The sequence below is a fragment of the Streptomyces sp. NPDC034049 genome (assembly GCF_055575575.1).
Map to the genome: position 1 here is coordinate 1 of NZ_JBVISJ010000012.1, position 24351 is coordinate 24351.

The 24351-nt window shown below is 69.8% G+C and carries 16 protein-coding genes and 1 pseudogene; 8 read left to right on the plus strand and 9 right to left on the minus strand.

The genetic code is table 11. The features are described 5' to 3' along the window. Positions 1 to 170: 170 nt before the first annotated feature. A complete protein-coding gene (locus tag ACZ52C_RS29570) occupies positions 171 to 1316 on the minus strand; it encodes a hypothetical protein (protein WP_469077613.1) in 1146 nt (381 codons plus the stop codon). Between the two features lie 180 nt (positions 1317 to 1496). Between ACZ52C_RS29570 and ACZ52C_RS29575 the strand changes: the two genes are divergently transcribed. Continuing rightward, on the plus strand, positions 1497 to 2003 hold the full coding sequence (locus tag ACZ52C_RS29575; RefSeq protein ID WP_469077614.1) for a hypothetical protein: 507 nt from the start codon (positions 1497 to 1499) through the stop codon (positions 2001 to 2003). A gap of 138 nt (positions 2004 to 2141) precedes the next feature. After that, positions 2142 to 2513 carry a hypothetical protein gene (locus ACZ52C_RS29580; protein ID WP_469077615.1) on the plus strand — a complete coding sequence of 124 codons (372 nt, stop codon included), beginning with the start codon at positions 2142 to 2144 and terminating at the stop codon, positions 2511 to 2513. Positions 2514 to 2952: 439 nt separating this feature from the next. Here ACZ52C_RS29580 and ACZ52C_RS29585 read toward each other — a convergent pair whose 3' ends face one another. Beyond that, positions 2953 to 8547, minus strand: coding sequence for a glycosyltransferase (locus ACZ52C_RS29585; RefSeq protein ID WP_469077616.1), 5595 nt, complete (start codon positions 8545 to 8547; stop codon positions 2953 to 2955). Between the two features lie 241 nt (positions 8548 to 8788). Here ACZ52C_RS29585 and ACZ52C_RS29590 point away from each other — a divergent pair, with 241 nt between their 5' ends. Then, positions 8789 to 9289 (plus strand): hypothetical protein, encoded by a 501-nt coding sequence (locus ACZ52C_RS29590; RefSeq protein WP_469077617.1) that lies wholly within the window; start codon positions 8789 to 8791, stop codon positions 9287 to 9289. Positions 9290 to 9316: 27 nt separating this feature from the next. On the opposite strand, the gene ACZ52C_RS29595 is transcribed toward ACZ52C_RS29590, so the two are convergent. Next, positions 9317 to 9883 carry a hypothetical protein gene (locus ACZ52C_RS29595; RefSeq protein WP_469077618.1) on the minus strand — a complete coding sequence of 189 codons (567 nt, stop codon included), beginning with the start codon at positions 9881 to 9883 and terminating at the stop codon, positions 9317 to 9319. Positions 9884 to 10557: 674 nt separating this feature from the next. Here ACZ52C_RS29595 and ACZ52C_RS29600 point away from each other — a divergent pair. Continuing rightward, entirely contained in the window at positions 10558 to 11715 is a 1158-nt protein-coding gene (locus ACZ52C_RS29600; RefSeq protein WP_469077619.1) for a sugar ABC transporter substrate-binding protein, read from the plus strand. Between the two features lie 67 nt (positions 11716 to 11782). Here ACZ52C_RS29600 and ACZ52C_RS29605 read toward each other — a convergent pair whose 3' ends face one another. The 3 genes from ACZ52C_RS29605 to ACZ52C_RS29615 are packed head-to-tail and all read right to left on the minus strand — an operon-like array spanning position 11783 to position 15143. After that, a complete protein-coding gene (locus ACZ52C_RS29605) occupies positions 11783 to 12661 on the minus strand; it encodes a transglutaminase family protein (RefSeq protein ID WP_469077807.1) in 879 nt (292 codons plus the stop codon). A 5-nt stretch (positions 12662 to 12666) separates the two neighbouring features. Beyond that, positions 12667 to 13602: an alpha-E domain-containing protein gene (locus ACZ52C_RS29610; protein ID WP_469077620.1), complete on the minus strand. Its 936-nt coding sequence runs from the start codon at positions 13600 to 13602 to the stop codon at positions 12667 to 12669. Then, complete coding sequence (locus tag ACZ52C_RS29615) at positions 13599 to 15143, minus strand: circularly permuted type 2 ATP-grasp protein (protein WP_469077621.1); 1545 nt, start codon at positions 15141 to 15143, stop codon at positions 13599 to 13601. Before ACZ52C_RS29615 ends, ACZ52C_RS29610 begins: the two co-directional genes overlap by 4 nt. A 538-nt stretch (positions 15144 to 15681) precedes the next feature. Here ACZ52C_RS29615 and ACZ52C_RS29620 point away from each other — a divergent pair. Together ACZ52C_RS29620 and ACZ52C_RS29625 are read left to right on the plus strand one after the other, a co-directional pair. Then, positions 15682 to 17037 (plus strand): annotated as a pseudogene (locus tag ACZ52C_RS29620) (RNA-guided endonuclease InsQ/TnpB family protein). Between the two features lie 84 nt (positions 17038 to 17121). Continuing rightward, positions 17122 to 18219: a helix-turn-helix transcriptional regulator gene (locus ACZ52C_RS29625; RefSeq protein WP_469077622.1), complete on the plus strand. Its 1098-nt coding sequence runs from the start codon at positions 17122 to 17124 to the stop codon at positions 18217 to 18219. On the opposite strand, the gene ACZ52C_RS29630 is transcribed toward ACZ52C_RS29625, so the two are convergent. Both ACZ52C_RS29630 and ACZ52C_RS29635 read right to left on the minus strand, forming a co-directional pair. After that, positions 18182 to 19168, minus strand: coding sequence for a helix-turn-helix transcriptional regulator (locus ACZ52C_RS29630; RefSeq protein WP_469077623.1), 987 nt, complete (start codon positions 19166 to 19168; stop codon positions 18182 to 18184). The two genes, ACZ52C_RS29625 and ACZ52C_RS29630, sit on opposite strands and share 38 nt — an antisense overlap. A gap of 22 nt (positions 19169 to 19190) precedes the next feature. Next, on the minus strand, positions 19191 to 20207 hold the full coding sequence (locus tag ACZ52C_RS29635; protein WP_469077624.1) for a helix-turn-helix transcriptional regulator: 1017 nt from the start codon (positions 20205 to 20207) through the stop codon (positions 19191 to 19193). Between the two features lie 308 nt (positions 20208 to 20515). On the opposite strand from ACZ52C_RS29635, the gene ACZ52C_RS29640 reads away from it, so the two are divergent. Then, positions 20516 to 20851 (plus strand): Rieske (2Fe-2S) protein, encoded by a 336-nt coding sequence (locus ACZ52C_RS29640; RefSeq protein ID WP_033524521.1) that lies wholly within the window; start codon positions 20516 to 20518, stop codon positions 20849 to 20851. Positions 20852 to 21080: 229 nt separating this feature from the next. On the opposite strand, the gene ACZ52C_RS29645 is transcribed toward ACZ52C_RS29640, so the two are convergent. Next, on the minus strand, positions 21081 to 21494 hold the full coding sequence (locus ACZ52C_RS29645) for a pyridoxamine 5'-phosphate oxidase family protein (RefSeq protein ID WP_469077625.1): 414 nt from the start codon (positions 21492 to 21494) through the stop codon (positions 21081 to 21083). Positions 21495 to 21635: 141 nt separating this feature from the next. Here ACZ52C_RS29645 and clpB point away from each other — a divergent pair, with 141 nt between their 5' ends. Further along, positions 21636 to 24257 carry an ATP-dependent chaperone ClpB gene (gene clpB, locus ACZ52C_RS29650; protein WP_469077626.1) on the plus strand — a complete coding sequence of 874 codons (2622 nt, stop codon included), beginning with the start codon at positions 21636 to 21638 and terminating at the stop codon, positions 24255 to 24257. Positions 24258 to 24351 lie beyond the last annotated feature (94 nt).

Below are 24351 nucleotides of genomic sequence, written 5' to 3' on the forward strand. Positions count from 1 at the left end.
AACTGCGGCGGATAGTTCTTCATGACCACGAGATGTCCGTTCTCAGATCCTCAGGATCCAGTGTCTCGCGTGTCCAGGATCAAGGGTCAAGGCCCGTTGTCGGAGACGACGAGAATGTTGTAACGCGCTTCAGACACCGATTCCCCCGTATTCCTCAGTCATCCGTCCAGTCAGAAGCCGTATGTCTCTCTGAGTTCCCGGCCGATTCCCTGGGCGATGAAGTCCGTCAGGTCGTAGGACGAGAGGTGCATGACGCCGCATTGCGCACCCGGGTGGATCCTCGCCGCGTATTCGTCCAGAAGCTCCGCCAGGATCCCCGCACGGACGGCGGAGATGGCGACGTTCTCCGGGTTGCCCTTCTCCCGGAAGATGCGGCGCTCGTTCGCGTGCGGAGCCCTCGGCTTCCGCCCCAGCGTCGCGCTGCGCACGAAGTCCTCGGCCTCGGTCGCGATCGAGTCGGGGACCGGCTGCCCTTCGGGCCAGTCCACCCCCAGCAGCGTGTGCACCCGCGGATCGATCGTCTCGTGCCGCTCCCGCCAGTACAGCCCCGACCGGCCGGCCAGCAGGTTCTGCAGATCGTCGGCCGCGATCGTCGTCGCCGGATTCACCGAGAAGTCCCCGTGGTCCCGCATGTCCTTCAGGGACGGCAGGTTCTCCGACGCCCGCCAGGCCGCCCGGGACATGGTCTCGTACCGCGTCCGCAGGTCGTCCACGTCGGACGGCCGGTGGAACACCCGCGCCACGTCGACCGTGCCGACCGGGTGCGGGGTCGGTGTGGGCGTACCGATCGCGGCCCGCAGCTCGTCGGCCGCCTCGTGCAGAAGACGGCTCAACTCCGCTGTGTCCGCGCCGATGGTCACCGCGGGACGTCCCGCCGCCAGCCGGTGGACCAGCTCGTCGAGCGGGCGGGTCAGCACCATCATGTGGCCCTCGGGGATCACCACGGCCCGGCCCGGCACCAAGTACTCGTCCCGATAGGGCTGTTCCCGCAGCTCGTGGGGGCCGGGATCCTCTGCCAGCCGGGCCGTCCACTCGGCGACCGCCTCGGCGAAGGTGATCGGCCGGTCGACGGGACCCGCCGCCCGACGGGAAATCAGATGACGTACGGGATCGGACGGTTCACCGGGCTGCGGCGCAGGTGCCTCGGAGGCGCTGAGGGCCGCCTCCAGTTCCCGCCAGGCCTGCCGGCGCTCCTCCGGCCAACCGCCACCCGGGCTGTCCGAGCGCCACACACGGGTCTCTTCCACCCACATCATCCGTGCCGCCGCCGAGTACACGAGGTCGTAGGCGTCGGCAAGCTGCATCTGGCCGCTCATCCCGGCTCTCCTTCACGACTGATCAAGTAACTCACATTCTCACACTGCGCTTCAGCGAACCCGTGAAGGCCGAATCGGTACGAGCGGGGGCCTGTTGAACGTCCTCGGCCGCTGAACCGTTTGCCGTGGGGTGGCGTCTCACCAGGCGAAACGCGTAAGTAGCCGGTTGGGGAGGCACTCATGGCCATGGTCGGACTGTTCTGGATCGCCGAGGACGGTGGCGTGTACGTCGGGGCGCAGCCGGAGGGGTTCGGGCCCGGGGTGCGGCTGACGCGGGACTGGGTGGAAGGGCTGGGGACCGGGCAGAGCGCGGTGTGGGGCTGGTCGGAGATCCGGTCGGCCACCGTGCGGTACGTACGGATCCGGTCCAGCGCCCGGCTGCTCGCCACCACGGCCGTCGACCTCGTGACCAACGCCGTCGCGGGCGGCGGGGAGGCCGCGGCCGCGTTCGAGGTGCACCTGGAGACCGCCGACCGGACCGTCGAGCTCGACACGCGGTCGGCCGCGGCCCTCGGCGGTTACGTGCAGTCCGAGTACGACCTCTCCGTCGCCCTGCTGGACCGCCTCGTGGCGGGCACGGCGGACGTCGAGACCCTCGCGCGCTGGGGCCGCGCCCACGCCGCCGAGGGCACCCCACGACGTGAGCAGCGGGAGGCGCTGCTGCGGGAGTGGGCGGCCGGTGGCTGAGCCGCCGGCCGCGCTCCACCGTTCCACGGGCCTCGCTTCGCCCGTCCCGCCCGCCGCTTCCGACTTCCCGGGAACCCCGTTCCCCCCGCCCGCCGTCCCCCGCAACGACAGCTGGACACCGGGACACCGGAGGGACACATGACCGCACGGGAGACACCGTCAACCACCCCGCAGGGCGCTCCACGAGACACCGCACACGGCACCGCGCGGAGCAGCGGTGTCTCGGTCACCCACGACCTCGAACCGCACGACTGGTCGAACGAGGAGACCGCGGCGTACGAGGCGGCGATCGAGGCCGTGAACGGCGCGGTCGGCGCCTACAGCGCGACGATCGCGGCGGAGGAGGCCAAGGACGCCCCCGACCCCGCCGTCATCGAGGCCGCGCGCGCCGCGCAGGCACGGCTGGCGCGGGAGCGCGAGGAGCTGCGGTCGGCCGACCGGGAGCAGATCGCCGAGGCCCGCTCGCACTACGCCCGGCTGGCCCGCGAGGTCATGGCGGGCCTCACGTGACCGTCCCGGCCGAACACCAGCGGCACCGGCTGCCCGACGCCGAGAACCGGCGGATCGTCCCCGACCTCCTCGCGGGCCGCGTCGGGCAGGAGACGCCCCCGTGGTCTGCCTGGTCGGCCGGCCCGGCGCCCGCAGGAGCCGGTCACCGAGATGGTCGCCGGCGCCCTGAACCGGCACGGCGGTTTCGCGGACGTCGACAACGACACCCCTTCGACACCGGCGACGCCGTCACGGCCCAGGGCCGTAAGCACCGTAAGCACCTCCACCACCGAGCCCGCTGAGGCCGACTCCCCTCGGGAATCCGCGATGGCCGCAGAGATGAGCAGCCCAGGGCATCCGCGATGGCCGCAGAGATGAGCAGCCCAGGGAATCCGCGATGGCCGCAGAGATGAGCAGCCCAGGTCATGGACGGTCCTCACCTCGTGCGGCCACCTGGGGGTCAGCGCTGGTTCGGTTTGGGTCCTCGTTGCTCGTCTCCGCCGCGACGCAGATGTCCGGCCTGCTCCCCCTTGCCGGGGAACGACGGTCTCGTCGGCTTCCCGGCCGCGGTCGATCGGCTCCGTGCCGCGGCCGCGGACGTCCGTGGGGCATTGGCCCGATCATCGGCGATGACGATCCTGGAGGTCGGCGTGCGCCAGGCCATGGGGTTCTGAGGACTGTGGATGACCCAGTCGCTTTCGCGGAAATGGGAGGACAGGGTGCGCCCGATCCGGGTCGCGTCGAACGGACCGCTGGATTCGAAGACTCCGAGTGACAAAGGTCTGCCCAGGTCGCGTTCCCACCTGCTCGCCCACTGAGCCAGAGAGGGGAGGGCGCCCGTCACGGCCTGCTTGTCGAGATATCCGTGGCCGCCCATGAAATCGCCCGAGTAGCGGTCGGAATGGTTGGCTCTCCAATGCGCGCGTGCGGCCCGGACCATGGCAGTGCTGTTGAAGTCGAGGTCGACATCACTGGGCAGAGGGTCCAGACCGAGGCGCCACATGGAGTCGTACGGACGTCGCAGGGGTCGATCCTGGCTGTCGCCGAACCACTCCCGCAGGCGCCGTGCCGCCTCCGGATGGGCGGCCAGATCCTCCTCGCGCGGCAGCGTCTTGTGGATTCCGGCGAAGAATTCGGCGCCGGTCCCTTTGAGACGTACGTCGACCTGAGTCCATTCGATGCCGTCCTGCCCCAGCGCCTCGACCATTTCCGTACCGAACCGCTGGTAGAGCTCCGGGGTCATGCCCATGGGGGCCTCTCCGGTGAGCATCCACTTGATTTGGATCGGGTCGATGCCGAGAAAGTCCAAGTCGCGTCCGGTGACGGCGTAACCGGAGTCGTCGCGCGGCCACCAATTCGGGAGTTCCTCCTCGCCGGCGAGGATCCTGCGGATGCGGCTGTCCAGCGGATCGGCGGCATCGAACGAGGAAGTGATCGTGAGAGGGAGCCAGAGGTTGCCGCCTTCCTGGGATGCGGGCAGCCCGGCCGAGGGCGTTTCTTCCTGAGCTGTGACCGGCACGGCACCCTGAGGCGATGCGCCAGTGCTCGTCGACACCGCCGCTGTGGCGTCGGCGCCCTCCGCTCGACTCGGCTCGGTACCGAGGTCAGGGGCTCCCAAGGAGACGCTGCTCGCCGCAGTCTGTTCCAGCCCGGCTGTCGAACCTCTGCCGGTGTAGACGCCGTCCAGCGTCACCAGCCGGTCGCCCGGCAGCGTCACCCACTCCCGCTGAGCGAAGAAGCCCATGCCGGTCGTGGGCATGGACAGGATGTCCTGAGCGGGTTTGCGGTCGACCAGGATCACGGCGTCACCGCCTCGCTGTTCCAGCCAGTCGGCGACGATCCGGCGATCCGCCGCCCAACTCGCCAGAGGCCTGTGACGAGCCTCGAAGGCATCACCCACGTTCAGGCCGACCCAATCGGGCTGAGCCGCTTCCTCGTGCCAGGTGAGCGCTCGGTAGGCGATCACTTCGGTCACACCACGTGCGGCGAGAGTCTCCTGGGTGAGCGTGTACTGGGTGCGCAGAAAGTCACGCAGCGCGTCCCTGTTGTAGTCGAGTTCCAGGTCCACAGCGCCGCGTGTCCGGGCATCCATCCGCCACTCCAGCACTCCGGTGAGTCCGAACTCCTCCTTGGTTGCTTCCTGGAGTGCCAATACACGCACGTTGTTGTTGGAGCCGTACGCCCACGCTCCCATGACCTCGCTGACGGCGATCTGGCGGACGACGGCCTCGGCGCGCGGATCGTCCATGCGCAGTACTTTCCCCGGGGCGTGCCGGGGGTTGTCAGGCACGAGTTCGTCGACACGGAGGATGTCGGCGCCCATCGAGGGGTATTTCTCGTTGTGCGGTACGAGGACGTAGCGGTCGTCTCCCAGATGCTGAGCCATGTCCGTGCCGACGACCAGGCCGAACGCCGCCAGGGCGATCTCGGGTGTCGAGGACCTCATCCGGTTGGCGAGGGCCTCGATGGCGATGGTCTTGGCCTGGCTGGTGTCGGTGATCCGGCCGTCGTCCGTCAGCAACGCCTCGCTGATGCGCTGCTGGTCGGCCCGCTCCTGTGAGCCCGGTGGCGGGGGCAGGGGGTGGTGACGCGCGGGTGTCTGCTCGGGCAGTGCGATCTGGGCGCCAGGCGGTTGGGGCAGTAGCGGGGCGGTACCGCGCGCGTGGTCTGCCACCTGGTCGAATCGCTCCATGACGACGTGGTGCAGGTCCGTACGGGCGAGCCGCTCGAAGAGGGGGAGGAGCCCGTCGAGTTGCCGCCGCATGATCGCGATGTCGCCGGGGGGAATCGGGTTGTCCACCCAGGAGAAGACATGTGGCTCGGTCTGCCGGTAGAAGGTGTGTACGAACGGGTTCGCGGCGTCCGGGAGAGGGCCATGGGTCGGGGCACCGTCGCCGACCACGATCAGGCTCTGTCGTTCACCGAGGACGAGGTGGTGCGCGGTGACGTCGTGGGCGGCGGTCAGCGCGTGGTGCAGACCGAGGAGGACACCGTCGCGGGTCGTGGGCAGTCCCTGGTCCGCCAGTGCGTCCAGGCCCCCGCCTAGGCCGGAGGCCGGTTCGCCCGGCATGTGGTCGGTGTAGACCTCGTGCAGTCCCACCGGGTGCGACAACGGGACGCGGGCGCCCACCGCCCGGCCGACATAGCCGTCGAGCACCTTCGTGGTGACATCCCCCGGACGTGCGTACTTCTCGTACACGGCTCGGGTCCCGTCGGCGAAGGTGGTCAGTTCCCGGTTCGTGATGCCCTCACCGTGTTCGAGCGGCTCCCGAGCTATCACACGGCTGCCGGTGACGGGGTGCGGAGGCAACGGCAGCGCGCTGGTGGGGGGTGTGGGAGTGACGATCACGGTGGACGGCCCGCCGTTCAGCACGGCGTCGAGTTCGGCCCGTACGACCGGCCAGCTCGCGGCGAAACCGGGATGCAGGTTCAGGCCTTCCACCTCGGCCAGGGGAATCCAGGCCAGTGCGGCGGACTCGCTCCCGACGGGCCGGACCTCTGTCGCCCGGTCCACCGAAGCGAGCACGGTGTCGTACGACCAGCCACCGTGGTCGTCCCGGACGACCCGCTCGATACGGAGGTGGCTGGGATCGAGGGTGCTCTCCTCGACAGCCTCGCGAACGGCGGCCCGTGCCGCGGACTCGTGGCTCTCGCGCGCGCCGCCGAGCAGCGCCCACGTCCCGCCTTGGTCGGTGTCCGCTCCCCGTTGTTGCATGAGTACGTACGTCCGGCCGTCATCGGCGCGGTGGACGGGCAACAGCCCGGCCCCGCCGAACCGTCCCCAGTGCGCGTGGCCCTGGGAGCAGTTCGCCCAGCCGTCCCCCGTCATCGCCGGCAGCTCGGGTGCGTCAGGACGCCGGGCACGGCGGTCCGGCATGGCCTGGATCGCGGCGACCAGGGAATCGGCCGCACCCACCCAGGTGGTGTTGGCCTCGCTCAGATGTCGCTGCAGGGCGAGGGCGTTCGCCCGCGCCGTGGGGATGTCGAGCACGATGTTCCGCAGCTTGTCGGTCCAGCGCCCGACGTCCACCTCGTCCTCGAAGCCCTGCTCGACCAGGCTGTTCCGGGTGATCTCGGAGGGGAACCGGTTCGGGTCGCCGAAGAAGGCTCCTACGCCACTGGTGCGGGGCAGCAGCACGGGGAGTCCCGCGCCCGCCGCCTCCAGCCCCACCAGTCCGAAGCCTTCCGCCCGCGAGGGCATCACCAGGACGTCGGCCTGCCGTATGTCGGCCAGGATCTCCTCGCGGTCGATGGAGAACGGCTTCACCACGACTTCCCGGCCGACGATGTTCGACAGCCGCTCCCGAACCTCTTCCACGGTCTCCGGGGCCGCACCGCGGACGGTGAGCCGGACGTCGATGCCTTCCTCGTTCAGCCGGCGGACCATGAGGGCGGCGTGCTGAGCCCCCTTCTGCGGGGCGTCGGCGCGGCCGACGAGCAGGACGTGGCGGGTCCGCTCTCCGTCCCAGGGCAACAGCTGTTGCTGCTCGAACGGCACTCCGGGAATGATCTGGTGGACGGCGGGACTGTGATCGCCCGGATTGGTGGCGGCGAGCCGCCGGGCCTCGTCCGCCAGCACCGGGCCGACGCCCGCGACCATGTCGGCGGCGGCGACCATGCGGCGTTCAGTGCCCTCGAACTCCACTTCCAGATCAGGTCGGTTCGCCACCCGGGCCAGCGCTCCGGTCACCATATGGATGACCTGGACATAGGGCGTGTCCTGATACAGCTGGTCACGTACCTGGAGTGCTTCCGGGCCGGAGTAGCGGCTGTGCCCGATGACGGCGTCCACGTTCTGCGGCAGGTCCTCGCCGCCGTAGACGAGTTGTTCCTGCTCGCCACGCGTCGGGTCGAACTGGCGGGGCCCGATGAGCCGGATGCGTTCGCCGGGAGGCTCCGGCGGGACCTCGTGACCGACGCGGACGAAGACTTCGTGGCCGGCGGCCGCAAGTCCCTCGACGAGGTTCCGGTTGACGGCCACGATGCCGCCCTTGTGGGGGTCCCACTCGGTGCAGTACGCGAGGATGCGCATGCTGAACCGGCTGGCGTCGTGCCGCCGGGACAGTTCCGCCCACTGTGCGACGAACTCCTGGTGCGCCTCCTCTCGCCCGGCCGGCGGTGTCACCGCCAGCCGCCGCTGGTGGTCCCGGAGCAGCCGCTCGCGTTCCTCTGTGTACGCGGCGCGCAGTTCCTCGAGCCCGGCATCCGTGTACTGCCTGCGCAGGGCTTCGCCGGCACGGTGGGTCGAGCCGGGGGCGACAGCGACGCCGGGGCGGACGGGTGTCTCGCGGAACCGGCCTGCCCGTCCGTCGCCGAACTGCCATTGGCCGGGGCCGCCCTCGGCGACTCGGAAGATCCACTCATCGTGCTGAGAGGCGCCACTCGCCGGAGTGTCCGCCCACGGCGGCGGCGACGGGGTGTGTCCCCGGGCCACGATGTCCCGAGCCGTTCCGGCCAACTCGGTTTCCCATCGGGACTGTTCGCCACTGTCGCCGGCCTCTTCCCATTTGCGCGACAGCCACGCGTACTCGCGGGTTCGGGCGGGAACACAGTGGTCGCCGCCGGCCCGCCGCTCCGGAGCGAGTGGCTCCCGCGCGACGCCGTTTCGTGCGGCTTCCTGCGCCTCGGCTAGCTCCCGTACGGTGTCCGTGATCTCGTGGAGCCAGGTTCGCGCGAGCATGTCGGTGGGAGCGAGCCGAACCAGATGCGGGTCCGTGTCCGTGCCCGAGCGCACGTCTGTCTGGCCCATGAGCCCGGACGCCGGGGGCGCCTCCACGGGGTGGAAGTGTTGCGGCCCGAACGCCCGTGTCTCCACTCGCAACACTGTCCCGCCCGACACCCAGGCGAAGCCGTTCACCTCCGGGCCGAGGTCGGATATCCGGAGATCGTCGGTGCCGGCTCGGGCGGCCGACAGAGGTACGGGCCGGGAATCGGTGACGACGTACGCGGTGCCGGCGATCTCCGGCGAGGTGACGATCACTCCTGGCCCGGCGCCCCAGGACAACAGGTCCTGAAGACGGGTCTCGTCTCTGTCGTGCTCGGCCGCGAACAGCACGGGCTTCCTCCCTGAATGGTGGTGCTGGCCGGTCCCGGGTGAGGAAGATGCCAGGAGCATCAACGGGGTTCTGACTGTTGCGGCATCATACGCAGAAAGATCGTTTGAATTCGGGGTTATCCGACCCCGCCTTGCGGTGAACTTCTTGTTTCCGTCGCCCTGTTGGAGACAACGAGAACGGGGACCAGGAGGTCGCTTGCGCAGGGATACCGATGGCGAGCCAGGGAATCAGGGAGCATTTGTGCACGATGACGTGGTCCAGGCCGAGTACGCGCAGTTGCGGAGCGCCGCGATCGAAGTGCTCGACGCGATGCCGGAGGCGGCGGACTCGTCGCCGCAATTCGATGACGCGCTCAAGAGTCTGCGTGCGGCATTGCAGGGCGAGACGCCGCGGCGGTCCCTCCCCACGCGTAGTTCGCTTGATCCGTTCGAGCACTCGCTGGTGGCGAGGAGCTATGTGGGGCAGCGGGCCGAACCGATTTCTCTCGCGGAACGGGCGGTGGAGCTGCGACGGCGACTGGAAGGGGATCGCGACCTGGAGGACCGACTACCCGGTGAGCCGTCTCGCAATGTCGCCATCACAGAACTGCGCGCGATGATCGTCGCGGGCCTGCTGGAAGAACTGGCGGCCAGGCTCTCACCGGGAGCGGCCTTCGGGCCGGGACGCGGTGGCGAGGAACTGGCACGCCTCGCCAAGGACTTGGCCGACGAACTCCTGGCCCAGACGTTCGTCGGCGAGTAGCGGCGGGAGCCCGAATCTTCCTCGCTCTCAGACGCCGCGCAGGAAGTCGTCGGCTTGGCGGCGGAGGGACAGGGGGGCTGCGGACCACGCCGGAGTGCGCATGACCTCACGCAGCTTGATCTCCTTCACCTCGCGGGGGGCGTCCTTGCGCAGACCGATGTGGGGCCACATGTGGTCCAAGTCGTCGTAGGGCAGATCCCAGGTCACTCCGACGCCGGTCTCGGAAGCACCGGGGTGCGGGGGTGGGACATGGACCTCGTCGGCGGTCGCGGCGGGGGTGATCTCGACGAGGGTGAGGCCGACCTGTTCGATCGCGTCGCGGAGCAGCACCCGGTGGCCTTCCACGGTGTCGGCGGAAGGCGGTTCCCCGTCGAAGAACAGAGCGAGCACCCAGCCGGACTCGCCGGAGCGGGCGAGGTCCAGGACGAGAACGGTGCCCGTGTCGTCGGTGAAGGAGCGGTGTGCGAGGCTCTTCGCCGCTCCAGGGCCTTCGGGGCGGGGGATCTCTTCGAGCCGGAGCCTGCTGAGCAACCCCTGTAGCTGATCGGGTGTCAGTTCTCCCTGGGAGAGCACCCGGAGAGCGGGCCAGAGCATGAGGAGTTCCCTTCTTCGACTTACATCGGGCTGGGGGCGGGCGAAGTGTGTGTGCCTGAGCCGCTTTCCCCCATGGCACGGTAGTCGATCATTCGCGAGACCCCTGTGGTATCGGTGCATCGGCGACCGGCCGGACATCGCCGGCCAGGGAACGGTGAGGGTGTTGTCCCTGACTCGGGACGTGAAGTGATCAGGTTCTCTCGCGTCGCTCTTGCGGGACGGGCGTTTCCCCGGACTGTACGGGGTGAGCTCCGCCACCTGCCGGAGTTCCGGCTGTCGGGTGGAATGGGATACCCGGGTGTCGTTCTGGAGGAGTAACCTGGCTTTTCGCCCGGCCTCTCTCCGGCCGGGCCGGCCGGCCATTTCGGCAGCTGACGCGTAAACCCATGGGCGATGTGCGGGGCCGCGAGGGCGCGGGGATCGATTGATCACCGACGGCGTTCATAGGGTGACCCACGCATTCGGACACCCTCCTGCTTCAGCCGTGGCCTCGGTCACGTGAAGGCCGCGCGGCGACACCGGGGGCCCTTTGCTTTACCCTCTTCACACCGAGACCACACAAGGCTGTTGTCATCTCGTTAAGTGATTGGTCCTTGACGCTGAGGTGATCACCGCGTTGGCTTTCAGCCACCTGGGTCGCAGTGCTGCGCGCCCACGCCCGGAAGGCCCTTGATGTGAACGCCCGTACCACCAGCACCACCCCCAGCACCCGTATACGTCGTCGCACCACTGTTCTGCGCCGTACCGCCACCGCCCTCGTCGCCTCGGCGGCGGCCGTCTCCCTCGCCTCCTGCGGGGTCGCGGACATCGGCGACAGCGCGGAGGCGAGTCCCACCAAGGGCGACGACATCACGGTGGGTGTGCTGTTCCCCGACAAGGACACCAAGCGGTACGAGCAGTTCGACTACCCCAACATCAAGAAGAAGATCGCCGAGCTGACCGACAACAGGGGCGTGACCAAGTACGCCAACGCGGAGAAGGACCCGGAGACCCAGAACAGCCAGATCGAGCAGATGGTCGCGGACAAGGTCGACATCCTCATCGTCGACGCCGTGGACTCCAAGGCCGTCGCGCCCGCCGTGCAGACGGCGCACGACGCGGGCATCCCGGTGATCGCGTACGACCGGCTGGCCGAGGGCCCGATCGACGGCTATGTCTCCTTCGACAACGAGCTCGTCGGGCAGGTGCAGGGACGCTCGCTGGTCGAGAACCTCGGTGACAGCGCCGCCAACAAGATCGTCATGATGAACGGGTCGCCCTCGGACCCGAACGCCGCCATGTTCAAGGAGGGCGCGCTCTCCGAGCTCCAGGACAAGGTGACGATCTCCGAGACGTTCGACACCAAGGACTGGGACCCCAAGGTCGCCAAGGTCAACATGGAGCAGGCGGTCGCCAAGCTCGGTGTCGACAACATCGACGCGGTCTACGCGGCCAACGACGGCATCGCCGGCGCCGTGATCGACGTGCTGAAGACCGCGGGCGTCTCCAAGGTGCCGCCGGTCACCGGGCAGGACGCCGACCTGGACGCGGTGCAGCGGATCCTCTCGGGCGACCAGTACATGACCGTGTACAAGTCGTTCCCGACACAGGCGAGCGCCGCCGCCGAGATGGCCGTCGCCAAGGTCCAGGGCCGCTCCATCGAGTTCGACGCCCTCGCCAAGGACAGCGTCGACTCCCCGACCACCAAGAAGATCCCGGCCCAGCTGGTGCCCCCGGTCGCCCTCACCAAGAACAACATCGCGGACACGGTCATCGCCGACGGCATCTACACCGTCAAGCAGATCTGCACCGCCGAGTTCAAGTCCGACTGCGACGCGGTCAACCTGAAGTGACCTCCGAGCCCTCCGGGGCTCCCCTCCGTTCCCGCCTCCCGCCTCCCGCCTCCCGCATCCGCTCCCCTCACGCCACCCGCGTGAACTCGATCGTCACCTCCGGGGGGCCTCCCGCCACGCCTCGGTAGATGCCCTTGTGGGGGGTCACGTCGTCGTAGTCGCGGCCCCGGCCGACGATCACGTGGGACTCGTCGGCGGGGACGCGGTTGGTGGGGTCGTAGCCGGTCCAGTCGCCCGCCCAGTACTCGACCCAGGCGTGGCTCTGGCCGGCGACGGGGCGGTGGAGTTCGGCCTCGCGTTCCGGGTGGAGGTAGCCGGAGACATAGCGGGCGGGCAGGCCGAGGGCGCGGAGCATGCCGAGGGTGAGGTGGGCGATGTCCTGGCAGACGCCGGCCCCCTGCTCCCACGCCTCGGCCGCGCTGGTGTGCACACCGGTCGCGCCCGGCACGTACGCGACACGGTCGGCGACCAGGGCCGAGACCGCGACCGCCGTCCCGTGCGCGGAGAGCCCCTCCGACGCCTCCCGGGCCCGGTCCACCAGGTCCTGCGGCAGCGTCGTACGGCCCGTCGCCGTCAGGTACTCCAGGAGGCGGGAGTCGGCGCTCGCCCGGCGGATCTCCGCCCGGTCCGGCGCGTCCGGCAGCGGCTCGGGCGGGCTCGTCTCCACCAGGCTCGTCGCGGTGATCGTCAGATCGGAGTGCGGCTCGATGAGGTCGAAACCGGTGACCTGGGTGCCCCAGTAGTCCCAGTACGACCAGGTGGGCGTGGAGGGGTTGACCAGGACCCGGGCGTCCAGCGTGGTCTGGCCGGGCAGCGTCAGCGGCGTCATGCGGACCTCGTTGTGCGAGGAGGCCGCGGGCTGGGCGTACGCGACGCGGGTCGTGTGCCGGATGCGCAGACGCCGGGTCGCCCGAGGAGCCGTTACGGCCGTTGCGGGCAGGTTCATCGTGCTCACGCGCCTTCCTGGGCCCATTCGACGGGCCCCTGGTACGGGAAGAACTTCTCGGCGACCGCCTCCGCCGAGGCCATGCACGCCTGCTGGAGGTCGCGCAGCAGCGCCGGCAGCCCGGCCTCCAGCGCCTCGGAGTCGAGGTATTCGAGGTGGGTGCGCAGGGCGCCGATCGGACGCCGGGCCGGGTCCTGGCGGGGGCGGCCGAGCGCCGCCAGGCACTCCTCCGCCGTGGTGAGGGCGTGCAGCGCCGAGCGCGGGAAGTCGCGGTCCAGGAGCAGGAACTCCGCCACCTTGGGGCTGTCGCCGAAGCCGCCGTGCACCCGCGCGTACGCCTCGTCGGCGCCGCTCGCGCTCAGCAGCGTCGGCCAGTCCGGCGCGTGCGCCGCGTCCAGCACCCGTACCGACAGCAGCCGCACCGTCATGTCCACCCGCTCCAGGCTGCGGCCCAGCACCACGAAACGCCAGCTGTCGTCCCGGCTCATCGTGGAGTCCGCGAGCCCGAAGAAGAGCGCCGCGCGACGCCGTACCAGCTCCAGGTACGCGTACGGGCCGCCCGTGCGGCGCGCGGCCGTGCGCTGGTCGGCGAGCGCGTGCCAGGTGGAGTTCAGGCACTCCCACATCTCCGACGACACCGCCTCGCGGGCGCTGCGGGCGTTCAGCCGGGCCGCCCCGAGCGCGCCCTCGATCGACCCCGTCGAGCGGGCGTCGAAGGCCAGCCGGTCCAGCACCTGCTGCATGTCGCAGTGCCGGTCGGGCGCGTCGACGCCGAGGATCGCGTAGAGCGAGCGGCAGGCCGCGTCCTCGTCGCGCCAGGGGTCCTCCAGGAGGCGGTGGAGGTAGGCGTCGAGGATACGGCCGGTCGCGTCGGCCCGTTCCACGTACCGTCCCGTCCAGGTCAGGGCCTCGGCTATCCGGGAGAGGATCACGTCGTTCACTGCTGCTGCGCTCCTTCCTGGACGACCGCGCGCGTGCCGTCGGGGCCGAGCTGGCGCGGCGCCTTCTGCGGCAGCGGGCCGCCGGGCTCCTCGGGGCGCTGCTCGGCGGGGCCCTCGGCGAGCACCCAGGTGTCCTTGGAGCCGCCGCCCTGGCTGGAGTTGACGATGAGGTTGCCCTCCTGGAGGGCGACGCGGGTCAGCCCGCCGGGCAGGACCCAGACATCGCTGCCGTCGTTCACGGCGAAGGGCCGCAGGTCGATGTGACGCGGGGCCATCCGCTCACCGGCGAGGGTGGGAGAGGTGGACAGGGCGACCGGCCGCTGCGCGATCCAGCCGCGCGGGTCGGCCGCCACGGCCTGCCGGGTGCGCTCCAGCGTCTCCCGGTCCGCCTTCGGCCCGATGACGATGCCCTGCCCGCCGGCCCCGTCGACCGGCTTGATCACCAGCTGGTCGAGCTGGTCGAGGACCGCCTCCAGCTGTCCGGGCTCGTCCGGCCGGAAGGACTCCACGTTCGGCAGAATCGGTTCCTCGGAGAGGTAGTAGCGGATGAGGTCGGGGACGTAGGTGTAGAGGAGCTTGTCGTCCGCGATGCCGTTGCCGACCGCGTTCGCCAGCGTCACGTTGCCCGCCATCGCGGCGCTCATGATGCCGGGGCAGCCGATCACCGAGTCGGGCCGGAAGTGGAGGGGATCGAGGAAGTCGTCGTCGAGCCGCCGGTATACGACATGGACCGGCATCTCCCCGCGCGTCGTCCGCATCCACACCCGGTTGGCCCGGCAGACGAGGTCGTGTCCCTCCACCAGCTGCACGCCCATCAGCCGGGCCAGCAGGGCGTGTTCGAAGTAGGCGGCGTTGCTGGGGCCGGGGGTGAGGACGACGACGCGCGGATCGCCGATCCCGCCGGGCGCGGCGGCCCGCAGCGCGGCGAGCAGCCGCTGCGCGTACCCGTCCACCGGCACCACGTGCTGCTCGGCGAAGAGGGACGGGAACACCCGGGTCATCGCGCGCCGGTTCTCGATGACGTACGACACCCCCGACGGCACCCGGACGTTGTCCTCCAGCACCCGGAAGTCACCCGCCTCGTCCCGTACGAGGTCGATGCCGGCGACATGGATACGGACCCCTCCCGGGGGCTCCACCCCGTGCGCGGCCCGGTGGAAATGGGCGGAGTTGAGAAGCAGCCGCCAGGGCACCACCCCGTCCTCGAAGGCCCGGCAGGGCCCGTACGCGTCGGCGAGGTACGCCTCCAGCGCACGGACGCGCTGGGCCACTCCGCGCTGGATCAGGTCCCACTCCAGGGCGTCCAGGATGCGTGGCACCAGGTCCAGCGGCCAGGGTCTCTCCTCCCCCGCGAAGGCGTAGGTCACGCCCCGGTCCGTGAACGCGCGGGCCATCTGGTCCGCCCTGAACCGCAGTTCGGCCGGCTCGATCGGCTGGAGCGCCGCGAGCACCGGCTCATAGGCGGCCCTGACCTCACCCGGCCGCTCGAACATCTCGTCCCACGCGTCGGCCAACGCGTACGCGTCAAATATGTCCGCCATGGCCCGACGGTAAGCGCGCTCCGTAACGCCCTGATCACCGGTGCGTTTCCGCCATCTTGCGGGGATGGCCACGACCTGCGGAAACGGAGGGTTTGAAGTACGGCTGGGTGGGGGAGACGGGGTGCGGCCGCGCGCGGGGAACAGTCACCGGGATCTCCGTCCGACGACCTGCCGTTCGCGCGGGCGTGCGGGGGCGCAACAGGCCCGACGCAGCGAGGGCGCAACGGACCCGGCGCAACGCGGGCGCAACGGACCCGGCGCAACGCGGGCGTGCCGGACCGAGGCGTGCGCGGGGCGCTTCCGTCGTTGACTTCAGCGAGATTCACGCGAGGAACCCCAGCGTTTACGCCTGGGAGGAATCGCAGCGTGTGGTGGCGACGCGGAGGATCGCAGTGTCCGGGAGTTCAGGTGCGGAGCGCCCGCAGGGCTGCGGCGAAGCCGGGGCAATGCCGAACGTATGGCTGGTGGGTCGCTGGATGGTGGGACAGGTGTGCGGAAGTGGTCTGTGTGTGCGGGTGGCTGTGTAGGTTCGGGTGTCATGAAGCTGGTGGTGCAGGTCAAGCTGTTGCCGACGCCCGTACAGGCGGCGGCGCTTGAGGCGACCCTGCACGCCTGCAACGAGGCGGCGTCCTGGGTGTCCGGGGTGGCCTTCGCCCAGGATGTGAAGCGGAACTTCGCGCTGCGCGAGCACACCTACCGCGAGATCAAGCAGCGGTGGGGCCTGGGGGCGCAGGCTGCCCAGCACGTCATCAAGAAGACCTGCGACGCCTACCGCACGCTGGCGGCGAATGCGAAGGCCGGGAACCTGGGCAAGCCGTGGTCCGAGCGGTACCGGCGGGCCACCGAGAAACCGATCACGTTCCGGCCCGAGGGTGCGCAGCCCTATGACGACCGGATGCTGTCCTGGCAGATCACCGACCGGACCGTCTCCCTCTGGACCCTGTCCGGACGGGTGAAGGGGGTGGCGTTCATCGCCTCCCCGGAGCAGCTGGCCCGTCTGGCCCTGTATCGCAAGGGCGAGTCCGACCTGCTGTACCGGGACGGCATGTGGTTTTTGAACGCGACCTGCGAGATCCCCGAAGCCGAACCGAACGCGGATCCGGACGGCTTTCTCGGTATCGACCTGGGGATCGTGAACATCGCCACCACCTCGGACGGTCAGATCGTGGCCGGGCGCGAACTCAACCGGGACGGCTGCGCGAACGCACCCTGCGGACCAAGCTGCAGAAGAAGAACACCCCGTCCGCCGAACGCCGGCTGAAGAAGCGGCGGCGCAAGGAGGCCCGGCGGGCCAGGGACATCAACCACAAGATCGCGAAGCATGTGGTGGCCGAGGCAGAACGCACCGGTCGCGGAATCGCCCTGGAGGACTTGGGCGGTATTCGTGAGCGGGTACGGCTTCGCAAGCCCCAACGGGCCACCCACTCCAGCTGGTCCTTTGCTCAGCTGGGGGCGTTCATCGCGTACAAGGCCAAGAAGGCCGGGGTGCCGGTGGTGTACGTCGATCCGGCGTACACCTCCCGCACCTGCGCCGAGTGCGGCCACATCGACAGAGCGAACCGGGTCTCCCAGGCCTGGTTCGCGTGCCGGTCCTGCGGATTCGTTGATCACGCGGATCGATGGGGGCACCTCCCGCTCGAGCGAAGCCGAGAGTGGGGGAGGCTCCCGCAACATCCGTGCTCGCGCGGAAGAGTTGTGGCGACGCGGGGCGCAGTCCACCGCCCCAGACCCACCCCCGACATCCGGGAGCGGGACAGGACGCAAGCGCAGCACCACAGCCAGTGGCGCCCGGTGTGCAGGCCCGGGCTCTAGTCCCGGGTCGTTGACCTTGTTGCAGAGCGCACTGCCTGAGGGGTGGAGAAACGCAAACACAACCCCTCCTATGGGGGCATAACCATGGCGCAGTCGTGTTGCGGAGCCGGTGCGGGCCGCGCATAGTGGCGCTGCGAGGGGGCTGGAACCGGGGGTGAAGTGGGCGATGGCCGGGCACGCGACCGAGGAGCATCCGCACGGTGCCGACCGGCTCTGCGCCGCCGGGGACCGCGTGTACTCCCGAGCCGTACGACGGGGCCGTGTCCCGCGCGCGGACGCCGACGCCGTGCCCTGTCTGCTCGAACTCGCCCTGCTGCACCCCGACCCCGACGACATGGGCTGGCTGGTGCCCACCTCGCCGCAGGAGGTCATGACCCGGCTGCTGCGCAGTGTCCACGCCGAGGTCAGCGCCAGCCAGGCCAGGATGGGCGCGGCGGTGGACGCCGTCGAGTGGTACGCGGGCCTCGGCGGCTCGCGGGCCCGGCAGGCGGCGGAGAGCACGGCGATCCGGGTGCTTGACGGGCTGTCCCGGATCCGGGCTGCGATCGACGAGGCCACCGAGCGCTGTACGACCGAGGTGCTGACCGTGCAGCCCGGCGGCATCCGGCGCGAGGACGAGCTGCGCGAGGGGCTGCACCGGGCGCTGGCGATGTGCCGACGGGGTGTGCGGATGCGGGACCTGTACACGCATGTGGCCCGGCACGGGCAGGGCCTGCACAACTACATGGAGCTGATGGGGGAGTCGGCGGAGGCCCGCACCCTGGACGAGGTGGTGGAACGCCTCATCGTCTTCGACCGCACGGTCGCCTTCATCCCCGCGAACTCCGACCGCACCATGGCCCTGGAGATCCGCCACCCCGCGCTGGTGGAGTACCTGGTCACCGTCTTCGAACGCCTCTGGCGCCTCGGCGTCCCGCTGGCCGAGTCCCTCCCCTCGACCGGCGTCGCGGGCATCACCCACCGGGAACGGTCCATCGCGGCGCTGCTGGCGGAGGGTCACCAGGACGCGGTGGTCGCGGAGCGGCTCGGCATCAGCGTGCGCACCTGCCGGGCCCACATCGCCCGCCTCTCCGAACGCCTCGGCGCGGCCAGCCGCACGCAACTGGGCGTCCGCATCGCGGAGGCGGGCCTGGACGGCCCGCCCCGTTCCTCCCCGGCCGATCTCCCCGCCGCCCTGCCGACCCCGGCTCCCGCGACTCCTACGGCCTCCACAGCCCCAACTGCCCCTACGGCTCCTGCTCCAGGATCCCCGACCGTCCGATGAGATAGCCGAGCTGAGCCCGGCTCTCACTGCCGAGCTGGGCGGCGAGCTTGGCGATGTGGAGGCGGGCGGTGCGGACGTTGAGGCCGAGCCGGTCGGCGATGGACGTGTCGGTGTGGCCCTGCACCAAGAGGCGGGCGATGGCGCGTTGGCGCGGGGTGATGCCGTCGATCACGGGCAGCTGGACGGTCTCGGGGTACATGGGTGTGGCCAGGTGCCAGAGGCGGTCGAAGGTGGTGGCGAGGAAGGAGATCAGGGCGGGATGCCGGATCTCCAGGGCCATGGTCAGGTCGCTGCTGGCGGGGATGAAGGCCACCGAGCGATCGATGAGAATGAGGCGGTCGGTGACCTCGTCGAGCGTGCGGGCCTCGACGTCGCCCCGTAATTGTTCGTAGCGGGCCATGGCCATGGGGGCGTGGCGGAGCGTGTGCGGGTAGAGGGTGCGGATACGGGCACCCCGGTCCAGCAGGGACTGGTCACGCTCGAAGGCGACGACGTGCGGGGCGTGTTGCCCGTGGTAGTTGGTGTGCGGCTGGATGCAGAGGAGTTCCTGCGAGGCTCCTGCCATGGCCTCGGTGATGGCGGTGTTGATCCGTTCCTTGCTGCTGAGCACGGTGATCGCAGGGGGGCTGCCACCCGCCGGGGCGGTCTGGCGCTCCGCGATCCGCAGCAGCGGCTCGAAGGCTGCCGCCAACCGCTCCTCACGGCGCCGTTCCTCGGCAACCCTGTCCTCGATGTCGCGCACCAGTCTGTGCAGGGCCCTCGCCGGGGCCGCCGGCTCCAGCCAGGACGGGTCCTCTGTCGCCGGGTGCAGCAGTCCGGCCCGGACCAGACAGGGCGCTGCTGTCGCTTCCTCGCCTCGCACCCGCCCGTCCCGCAGCGCTCGCGCGTACAACTCAAGGCCGGCTGCGCACAGTTCGTCGACCCGATGCCCGTGGACCTCGCTGGTCACCTGTACTCGCCTCCCTCGCCCGTCAGTGGCTCTGCCCCTGCTCCAGGATCCCCGACTGCGCGATCAGATAGCCGAGTTGGGCCCTGCTGCCGCTGCCCAACGCCGTCGCCAGTTTGGCTATGTGGGCGCGGCAGGTGCGGACGTTCATGCCCAGGCGGCGGGCTATGGCCTCGTCCACGTGGCCTTCGACGAGGAGCTTGGCGATGGAGTGCTGGATGTCGGTGATGCCGTCTGGGGCCGTCTCGTAGGGGGCGCCGGCGGTCAGGGGGACGGCGCGGCCCCACATGAACTCGAAGACCTTGACCAGGTAGCGCACGAGGCCCGGATGTCTGAGTTCCAGGGCGACCTGCTGGTCGTCGCGGGTGGGGATGAAGGCCACGGTGTCGTCGCAGATGATGAGGCGCTCGACCAACTCGTCGATGGTGCGGTATTCCACCTTGCCGTCGGACAGCCGCGCCACGTAGGCCAGCTTCTCCGGGTTGTGCCGGGCCGTGTGTTGATACAGGGTGCGGATCCGCACACCACGTTCGATCAACGGTCTGTCACGTTCCAGCCCCTGGAGCAGGTTGCGCTCCGATATGCGGTTGCTCGGCTGGACCGTCAGCACCTCGATCTGGCACTCGGCGGTGGCCAGGTTCAGAGCCGTCTGGATCTGCTCGCCGCCTTCCAGCACTCTGATCGCGTGCGTCGGGGCCGACACCTGGGCGCTGAGCGCCATGAAGGGTTCGAAGGCGTCGCTGAGCTCGATCGACCGGCGCCGCTGTTCGGCGATCTCGCGCTCTATCGGGTTGAGTCGCTGGGCCAGTGCGACCGAAGGGGGAACGGGACGAAGCCAGTTCGCGTCATCAGGGTCGGGATGGAGCAGGGGGAACTCCATGAGGCAGGGGGCGGACTCCGCCTCCTCGCGTGCGATGCGTCCCGTCCGCAGTGCGTGTGCGTAGAGACGTGCTCCCTCGTCGCACAGATCAGCCACCGTGTGGGGATGTATCGCTTCAACCCGATTTTCCACCAAATCTCCACCCCCCAGGGTCCTGAACATGCAGGAACATGATGCATCGATTATGTGGCCATGACGTGCCCGAATGAGCCATCGTCGTACTCGACGGGGGAAGAGGGACCTTCAAGTGAGGACGAAGCCGACTATGCGCAAGAGAATGCTTCGCTCGGTGCTTGTCGCCGCCTTCTCCACCGTTGTCGTTTTCGGAGCGTTGAGCGGTCTCTCCGATACGAAGGGTGACTATCGCGCGGACACCAGTTGGCCAGCGGTGGTGGAGTCGACGACACTGGCGCGGGCCGCGGACACGAGTTGGCCGGTGCCCCCGGCTGACGACGGAGCAGGGAGCTGATGTGACGACTCCTCCCGACGACCGTTCCTTCCGGCGCGAGATGGCCACCGCCTATCGCTCCGGCTGGCACTTCATCGACCTGGCCACCGCCATCCCCCACAGCGGTGACTCGTTGATGGTGACCGTGTTCGGCGAACCGGTGGTGGTGACCCGGGACGAGGACGAGGACATCCGGGCGTACCGGTGTCTGCGGCGACCGCGCGGCGCGCCGCAGCCAGTACGGTGTGCCGTTCGGTACGGGATGGTCTTCGTCAATCTCGACCAGCGCGACCACCGGCTCGCCGAGCCGGAGACCCAGGCCTCCACGGCCGTCTCAGCCACCCCCCGCAGTGCCTGAAGCGATTCCCCCGTCGTTTCAAATCGCTCAGGCGCTTCCCCCCAGCAGCGGCGTCACCGTGACCTGAACACGGTGACGCCGCTGCAGGTTTACGGCGACATTTCGGGATGTACCCAGGTATCGGAACCACCCCACCCGCCCGCCCATCTGTCCGAAAAAAGGTCAACCGGAAGCGGGCGGTCACCATCCGCGTCCAGGTCCAGGTCCAGGCCCCGGCCGCACCCCCGCGTCAGCCCCGCCCCAGCGCTCCGGTCAGTTCGATCTCGATCACCACGCGCTGCGGGTTCGGCCGGGGCTCCCTGCCGTACCGCTCGGCGTAGCGCCGCTCGGCGTCCGTGATCCGCTCCCGGTCCGTACGGACGAACGCGCGCCCCTCCAGCGTCGCCCAACGCTTGCCCTCCATCTGGCAGACGGCGACCCGGGCGCCCTCCTCCCCGGCCAGGCGTACGTGCCGCGCCTTCGCACTCGTCGAACTGGTGATCACCCGAGCGAGACGTGCCTCGGGTTCGTATGTCACTCCGACCGGCACCACATGGGGGCTGCCGTCGGCGCGGAGGGTGGTCAGGGTGCAGATATGGCGCTCCCGCCAGAAGGCGAGGTACGCGGCGTCCGGGGCACCCGGATCCACTCGGTAGGTACTCACGGTCCTGGAATCTAGCGGTCTCGGCTCCCGGTCCGTCGGCGGTATCGCTCCCGACTCCACCTTGAGTGGAATAGACTCAACTTTATGCACGTTGCCCAAGTCACTGCGGCCGACGGCTGACGCAAGGAGGGAAACGCGAACGTGGACGCCGAGCTGACCAACAGGAGCCGGGACGCGATCAACGCGGCCAGCAACCGGGCCGTGTCCGAGGGACACCCCGACTTCACCCCCGCCCACCTGCTGCTGGCTCTGCTCCAGGGCCAGGACAACGAGAACATCACCGACCTGCTCGCCGCCGTCGACGCCGATCAGGCGGCCGTGCGCGCGGGCGCCGAGAAGATCCTCGCCGGTCTGCCCAGCGTGACCGGCTCCACCGTCTCGCCGCCCCAGCCCAACCGCGAGCTGCTGAGCGTCGTCGCCGAGGCCCAGGCCAAGGCGAAGGAACTCGGCGACGAGTACGTCTCCACCGAGCACCTCCTGATCGGGATCGCGGAGAAGGGCGGCCAGGCCGGGGACGTACTCTCCCGGCAGGGGGCGAACGCCAGGAAGTTGCAGGAGGCGTTCCAGAAGGCAAGGGGAGGACGCCGCGTGACCACCGCCGATCCGGAGGGCCAGTACAAGGCCCTGGAGAAGTTCGGGACCGACTTCACCGCCGCCGCGCGGGAGGGCAAGCTCGATCCCGTCATCGGCCGGGACCAGGAGATCCGACGGGTCGTGCAGGTGCTCAGCCGCCGTACGAAGAACAACCCCGTCCTCATCGGTGAGCCGGGCGTCGGCAAGACCGCCGTCGTCGAGGGGCTCGCCCAGCGGATCGTCAAGGGCGACGTGCCCGAGTCGCTGAAGAACAAGCGGCTGGTCGCGCTCGACCTGGGCGCCATGGTCGCCGGAGCGAAGTACCGGGGCGAGTTCGAGGAGCGGCTGAAGACCGTGCTCGCGGAGATCAAGGACTCCGACGGGCAGATCATCACCTTCATCGACGAGCTGCACACCGTCGTCGGCGCGGGCGCCGGCGGGGACTCCGCCATGGACGCCGGCAACATGCTGAAGCCGATGCTGGCCCGTGGTGAGCTGCGCATGGTCGGCGCCACCACCCTCGACGAGTACCGGGAGCGGATCGAGAAGGACCCCGCCCTGGAGCGCCGCTTCCAGCAGGTGCTGGTCGCCGAGCCGACCGTCGAGGACACCATCGCGATCCTGCGCGGACTCAAGGGCCGCTACGAGGCCCACCACAAGGTGGTCATCGCGGACGCGGCGCTCGTCGCCGCCGCCACCCTCTCCGACCGCTACATCACCTCCCGCTTCCTGCCCGACAAGGCCATCGACCTCGTCGACGAGTCCGCCTCCCGGCTCCGGATGGAGATCGACTCCTCGCCCGTCGAGATCGACGAGCTCCAGCGGTCCGTGGACCGGCTGCGCATGGAGGAGATGGCCCTCGACAAGGAGACCGACGCCGCCTCCCGCGATCGCCTGGAGCGGCTGCGCCGTGACCTCGCCGACAAGGAGGAGGAGCTGCGCGGCCTCACCGCCCGCTGGGAGAAGGAGAAGCAGTCCCTCAACGCCGTCGGTGAACTGAAGGAGAAACTGGACGAGTTGCGCGGCCAGGCCGAACGCGCCCAGCGCGACGGCGACTTCGACACCGCCTCCAAGCTCCTCTACGGCGAGATCCCCACGCTGGAGCGGGCGTTGGAGGAGGCCTCCGAGGCCGAGGAGGAGGCCGCCGCCTCCAAGAACACCATGGTCAAGGACGAGGTCGGCTCCGACGACATCGCCGACGTCGTCGCCTCCTGGACCGGCATCCCGGCCGGCCGGCTGCTGGAGGGCGAGACCCAGAAGCTGCTGCGCATGGAGGACGAGCTGGGCCGCCGTCTCATCGGCCAGACCGAGGCCGTACGGGCGGTGTCCGACGCCGTACGCCGCAGCCGGGCCGGTATCGCCGACCCGGACCGCCCGACCGGCTCCTTCCTCTTCCTGGGCCCCACGGGCGTCGGCAAGACGGAACTCGCCAAGGCCCTCGCCGACTTCCTCTTCGACGACGAGCGGGCCATGATCCGCATCGACATGTCGGAGTACAGCGAGAAGCACAGCGTGGCCCGGCTGGTCGGCGCGCCCCCCGGCTACATCGGCTACGAGGAGGGCGGCCAGCTGACCGAGGCCGTCCGCAGGCGCCCGTACTCCGTGGTCCTGCTCGACGAGGTGGAGAAGGCCCACCCGGAGGTCTTCGACATCCTCCTCCAGGTGCTGGACGACGGCCGCCTCACCGACGGACAGGGCCGCACAGTCGACTTCCGCAACACGATCCTGATCCTGACCTCGAACCTGGGCAGCCAGTACCTGGTCGACCCGCTCACCACCGAGGTGGTGAAGAAGCAGCAGGTCATGGACGTGGTGCGGGCCTCCTTCAAGCCGGAGTTCCTCAACCGCCTCGACGACCTGGTCGTCTTCTCCGCGCTGGACAAAGCGGAGCTGGAGCGCATCGCCAAGCTCCAGATCGACCGGCTCGCCAAGCGGCTCGCCGAACGCCGCCTCACCCTGGAGATCACCCCCGAGGCCCTGACCTGGCTCGCCGACGAGGGCAACGATCCGGCCTACGGCGCCCGCCCCCTGCGCCGCCTCGTCCAGACCGCCATCGGCGACCGTCTCGCGAAGGAGATCCTCGCCGGCGAGGTCAAGGACGGCGACACGGTCCGGGTGGACGCGTTCGGGGAGGGAGAGGGCCTGATCGTGGGGCCGGTCCCGGCGGAGACTCCGGGCAAGACGCTGTAGCCGCCCGCGCCGAAGCAGGCCCGTCACCCTCGTGGGCGGCGGGCCTGTCTCCGTTCGCGAAGGGGGACTAGCATGGAAACACAGGGCCTATCGC